The 4,141-nt window shown below is 54.4% G+C and carries 7 protein-coding genes and 1 tRNA gene; all 8 read right to left on the minus strand.

Translation table 11 applies throughout. The features are described 5' to 3' along the window. Positions 1 to 392, minus strand: a 392-nt coding sequence (locus tag D8U70_RS12055; protein WP_177433966.1) for a hypothetical protein, incomplete at its 3' end; no start/stop codon positions are given. Positions 393 to 613: 221 nt separating this feature from the next. Further along, complete coding sequence (gene rplL, locus D8U70_RS12060; RefSeq protein ID WP_007962228.1) at positions 614 to 979, minus strand: 50S ribosomal protein L7/L12; 366 nt, start codon at positions 977 to 979, stop codon at positions 614 to 616. A 73-nt stretch (positions 980 to 1,052) separates the two neighbouring features. Next, positions 1,053 to 1,553 carry a 50S ribosomal protein L10 gene (gene rplJ, locus D8U70_RS12065; protein WP_008081912.1) on the minus strand — a complete coding sequence of 167 codons (501 nt, stop codon included), beginning with the start codon at positions 1,551 to 1,553 and terminating at the stop codon, positions 1,053 to 1,055. Positions 1,554 to 1,751: 198 nt separating this feature from the next. Continuing rightward, positions 1,752 to 2,447, minus strand: a complete 696-nt coding sequence (gene rplA / locus D8U70_RS12070; protein WP_024014523.1) for a 50S ribosomal protein L1 — start codon at positions 2,445 to 2,447, stop codon at positions 1,752 to 1,754. Next, positions 2,447 to 2,878: a 50S ribosomal protein L11 gene (gene rplK / locus D8U70_RS12075; RefSeq protein ID WP_003176435.1), complete on the minus strand. Its 432-nt coding sequence runs from the start codon at positions 2,876 to 2,878 to the stop codon at positions 2,447 to 2,449. The genes rplA and rplK overlap by 1 nt, the downstream gene beginning before the upstream one ends. Before the next feature lie 118 nt (positions 2,879 to 2,996). Then, positions 2,997 to 3,530, minus strand: coding sequence for a transcription termination/antitermination protein NusG (gene nusG, locus D8U70_RS12080; protein WP_007957598.1), 534 nt, complete (start codon positions 3,528 to 3,530; stop codon positions 2,997 to 2,999). A 9-nt stretch (positions 3,531 to 3,539) separates the two neighbouring features. Continuing rightward, a complete protein-coding gene (gene secE, locus D8U70_RS12085) occupies positions 3,540 to 3,908 on the minus strand; it encodes a preprotein translocase subunit SecE (protein WP_016772937.1) in 369 nt (122 codons plus the stop codon). 45 nt (positions 3,909 to 3,953) lie between these two features. Then, positions 3,954 to 4,029, minus strand: a tRNA-Trp gene (locus D8U70_RS12090). Positions 4,030 to 4,141 lie beyond the last annotated feature (112 nt).

Raw genomic sequence — 4,141 nt, forward strand, 5'->3', positions numbered from 1 at the left:
ATTTCACCCATGTAGACTTCTTGCTCTTTGATGTCCTTGATCGCTTTGTTCGACGATTCTTTGTCGAAAATGATCAGGCGCACTTTTACCCGCAAAGGTACGGCGAAAGTTACACCGCGCAATACGCATTCTTTGACATCAAATGCCGGTTCGCCCAGGCGATAACCGACGTACTCCAGCGCAGCATTGCCGGAGTAGCTGATGATCGGGAAAACGGATTTGAAGGCCGCATGCAGGCCCACGTCGCGGAACTGATCTTTAGTCGCTCCCGCTTGCAAGAATTCACGATACGAATCCAGCTGGATGGCCAGGAGGTAAGGCACATCCATGACGTCCGGCAACTTGCTAAAGTCCTTGCGGATACGTTTTTTCTCAGTATATGAGTAAGCCATCAGCGTTCCCCAGCTTGGTCACCTGCTTGTTTGGCCCCTCCCGACGGGAGCAGCCAGAAAATCGTGCAAACCCCATGGTTTGCGCCACCGCATCGGGTGGTTACAGCGCCTTTATCAGCACCGACCCAGTCGGCTGCCAATAACGGAAAAAGGCCGGTGGCAAGAGCCACCAGCCATCAGCCTGTCGCTTGACGCTCGGGCTGGAGGAGCAAAGTCGATGCTTACTTCAGCTCGACTTTAGCGCCTGCTTCTTCCAGCTTCTTCTTGGCGTCTTCAGCCGCTTCTTTCGAAACGCCTTCAGCTACAACCTGAGGAGCGCCGTCTACTTTCTCTTTGGCTTCTTTCAGGCCCAGACCGGTCAGTTCACGAACTGCCTTGATCACGTTAACCTTCTTCTCGCCAGCTTCCAGCAGAACAACGTTGAACTCGGTTTGCTCTTCAACAGCAGCAGCAGCTACAGCTGGGCCAGCCGAAGCGGCAGCAGCGGTAACACCGAAGGTTTCTTCCATCGCTTTGATCAGCTCAACGATTTCCACTACGGATTTCTGGCCGATTGCTTCGATGATTTGTTCGTTAGTCAGAGACATGACTCAATTCCTGAATTGGGGGACGGCCTACGCGACCATCGAAATAAACAAAAAACGCGAGAAGTGACGAGCCTTAGGCTGCGGCAGCTTCTTTCTGGTCGCGAATTGCCGCCAGAGTACGAGCCAATTTGCTGGTTGCGCCTTGAATCACGCTCATCAGCTGGGAAATTGCTTCGTCACGGGTCGGCAGAGTTGCCAGTACGTCGATCTGATTAGCTGCGAGGAACTTGCCCTCGAACGCAGCTGCCTTGATCTCGAACTTGTCCTGACCCTTGGCAAACTCTTTGAAGATACGGGCAGCAGCGCCCGGATGTTCGTTCGAGAATGCAATCAGGGTCGGGCCGGTGAACACGTCGTTGAGGACACTGTATTGAGTGTCAGCAACAGCGCGCTTGAGCAGGGTGTTACGTACAACACGTACGTAAACGCCAGCTTCACGAGCCTCTTTACGGAGTCCGGTCATTGCGCCTACTGTTACGCCACGTGCATCAACCACGACAGCGGACAGAGCGACTTTGGCAGCCTCGTTGACTTCAGCGACGATGGCCTTCTTGTCTTCGAGATTAATTGCCACGGGTTTAACTCCTGCTTGTTACCGTTTCATTCGATCGGAACCGAATGTCGTTTTGGTGTCTGATTCGGTAAGGAACCGGGAGCACCATCTGCGTAGGCTTGAGGTTTAAGGCTTGCGCCGCCTACGGTCTTGGATAGCCCCCGCCAGGCAGGGACCCCAATCTTTCAATTGGCGCGACAATCCGCGCCAACCTTTGTCTTACGCGTCGAGCGAGCTCTGATCGATAACCAGACCTGGGCCCATAGTGGTGCTCAGGGTAACGCGCTTGACGTAAATGCCTTTCGAGGAAGCTGGCTTGATACGCTTCAGATCAGCGATCAGGGCTTCAACGTTTTCCTTCAGCTTGACAGCGTCGAAGCCGATCTTGCCAACGGAAGTGTGGATGATGCCGTTTTTGTCGGTGCGATAACGAACCTGACCAGCTTTGGCGTTCTTGACCGCGTTAGCTACGTCTGGAGTTACGGTGCCGACTTTCGGGTTAGGCATCAGGCCGCGTGGACCGAGGATCTGACCCAACTGACCTACAACGCGCATGGCATCCGGGGATGCGATCACTACGTCATAGTTCAGGTCGCCGCCTTTCATTTCGGCAGCCAGGTCGTCCATACCTACACGGTCAGCGCCGGCAGCCAGAGCGGCCTCAGCAGCTGGACCCTGGGTGAACACAGCAACGCGAACGGTCTTGCCAGTGCCGTGTGGCAGCACAGTAGCGCTACGAACAACCTGGTCAGATTTACGCGGGTCTACACCCAGGTTTACAGCAACGTCGAACGACTCGCTGAACTTGACAGTCGACAGCTCGGCCAGCAGAGCAGCGGCGTCTACAATGTTGTAGGCCTTGCCTGCTTCGATTTTGCCGGCGATAGCCTTTTGACGCTTGGTCAGCTTAGCCATTACACACCCTCCACGTTAAGGCCCATGCTACGAGCAGAACCGGCGATAGTACGCACGGCTGCATCCATATCAGCTGCAGTCAGATCCGCGTTTTTGGTTTTCGCGATTTCTTCCAGCTGAGCACGGGTAACAGTGCCAACCTTAACGGTGTTCGGACGAGCGGAACCGCTGGTCAGACCGGCCGCCTTCTTCAGCAGAACCGAAGCAGGGGTGGATTTGGTTTCGAAAGTGAAGCTACGGTCGCTGTAGACAGTGATGATCACTGGAGTCGGCAGACCTGGCTCAAGACCCTGGGTACGGGCGTTGAAAGCCTTGCAGAATTCCATGATGTTCACGCCGTGCTGACCCAGAGCAGGACCAACCGGTGGACTTGGGTTAGCCTGAGCGGCCTTCACTTGCAGCTTGATGTAAGCGGTAATCTTCTTGGCCATGAGGCACTCCAATTACGGGTTCGAACGCCTCGAAAGGCTCCCCGGTTACTTGCGCGTTTATCCCAGTGACGACAAAACCCCACAGCCTAAGGCTGCGGGGTTGGGATTGCTTGCCCAGTTAGACCTTCTCGACCTGACTGAACTCGAGCTCCACCGGAGTAGAGCGACCGAAAATGAGCACAGCCACTTGGATCCGGCTCTTTTCGTAGTTAACTTCTTCCACAACGCCATTGAAATCAGCGAATGGACCGTCGTTGACACGCACCGTCTCACCTGGCTCGAACAATGTCTTCGGCTTAGGCTTGTCGCTACCATCAGCAACGCGACGCAGAATCGCTTCTGCCTCTTTATCGGTAATTGGTGCAGGCTTGTCGGCAGTACCGCCGATGAACCCCATCACCCGAGGAGTATCCTTGACCAAGTGCCAAGTACCCTCGTTCATATCCATCTGGACGAGCACATAGCCTGGGAAGAACTTCCGTTCGCTTTTGCGCTTCTGGCCGTTACGCATCTCTACCACTTCTTCAGTGGGAACCAGAATCTCGCCGAAGCCATCTTCCATGCCAGCCAGCTTTACGCGCTCGATCAGCGAGCGCATCACATGCTTCTCGTAACCCGAGTAAGCATGCACAACATACCAACGCTTAGCCACGGGACACCCTTAGCCGACAATCAAGGAAACAAGCCAGCCGAGCAGGGAATCAAGACCCCACAACAGCAACGCCATAACCAGAACAACAGCCACGACAATCAGCGTGGTCTGCGTGGTTTCTTGGCGAGTTGGCCACACGACTTTACGAATCTCGGTGCGAGCTTCCTTAACCAGTACAAAGAAAGACTTGCCCTTCGCGGTCTGCAGGCCTACAAAGGCAGCTACAGCAGCAATGGCAAGCAAAGCGAGTACACGGTACAGGATCGGCGAAGCAGCGTAATACTGATTGCCAACAACGCCAACAACTACCAAAGCGACTACTACAAGCCACTTGAGCAGATCGAAGCGAGAGCCTTGAGCTTCAGCTTTAGGAGTCATCTATGAAGATCCTGTGAAAAGAAAGCCAGACACACCGAGTGAATCTGGCAGGTCAGGAGGGAATCGAACCCCCAACCTACGGTTTTGGAGACCGTCGCTCTGCCAATTGAGCTACTGACCTAAAACAAAATCAGGCCGACCATTATGCCGGCCCGAAAAATACATTACAACCGCTTATTCGATGATTTTGGCTACGACGCCAGCGCCGACGGTACGACCGCCTTCACGGATAG

This window comes from Pseudomonas sp. Sample_20, assembly GCF_004307585.1.
In the GTDB taxonomy this organism is placed as follows: Bacteria; Pseudomonadota; Gammaproteobacteria; order Pseudomonadales; family Pseudomonadaceae; genus Aquipseudomonas; species Aquipseudomonas atacamensis.

Excerpts from the sequence above, each read along its gene's own strand:
- rplL (WP_007962228.1), bottom strand. The coding sequence starts at position 979 with ATGTCTCTGACTAACGAACAAATCATCGAAGCAATCGGCCAGAAATCC.
- rplA (WP_024014523.1), bottom strand. The coding sequence starts at position 2,447 with ATGGCTAAGCTGACCAAGCGTCAAAAGGCTATCGCCGGCAAAATCGAA.
- rplK (WP_003176435.1), bottom strand. The coding sequence starts at position 2,878 with ATGGCCAAGAAGATTACCGCTTACATCAAGCTGCAAGTGAAGGCCGCT.
- secE (WP_016772937.1), bottom strand. The coding sequence starts at position 3,908 with ATGACTCCTAAAGCTGAAGCTCAAGGCTCTCGCTTCGATCTGCTCAAG.